We start from the raw sequence: 449 nt of genomic DNA, 5'->3' as shown, positions 1-449 counted from the left end.
TGTCGATGTCGTTGGAGACCACCGTATCGGCCCACTCCCCCTCCCCGATCTTGAAGTCACTGCGTTTGAGAATGATGTTGCCATCGAAAATCCCGATGGCCTGCTCCGGCTTCAACAGCACCTTCACCTGCAACTCGCGCGTCATGCCCCTGAGGTTAAGTTTGCCGGTGATCAGATAGCGTTGATTGCCCAGCGCTTTTACCCGAGTCGATTCAAAGGTCGCCACCGGATAGTCCGCCGTGTTGAACCAGGCAGGCTTTTGCAGCTCGGTATTGGCATCGCTGCTGCCGGCGTCGATGCTGGCAAGGTCGATGGTCATCCTGGCGTGGGCCGCGGTGGGGTTTGCCGTGTCGAAATCGAGCGTGGCGTCGAATTTGCCGAAGGTGCCGTACACCCTGGAGCCGAACTGGTTATAGGTGAAGGAGATCTTGCTGGCGGTGGTGTTGACC

The 449-nt window shown here is 58.4% G+C and carries 1 protein-coding gene; it reads right to left on the bottom strand.

What is annotated here, in order from left to right:
* The coding region (locus AC1DKR_RS21190; protein ID WP_478035122.1) for a YceI family protein at positions 1-449 on the bottom strand (449 nt) is incomplete at both ends.

The organism is Stenotrophomonas sp. 01N47 (genome assembly GCF_056399165.1).
Note: the sequence above shows the minus strand (reverse complement) of the source record. Positions and strands in the feature narration are given on the sequence as shown.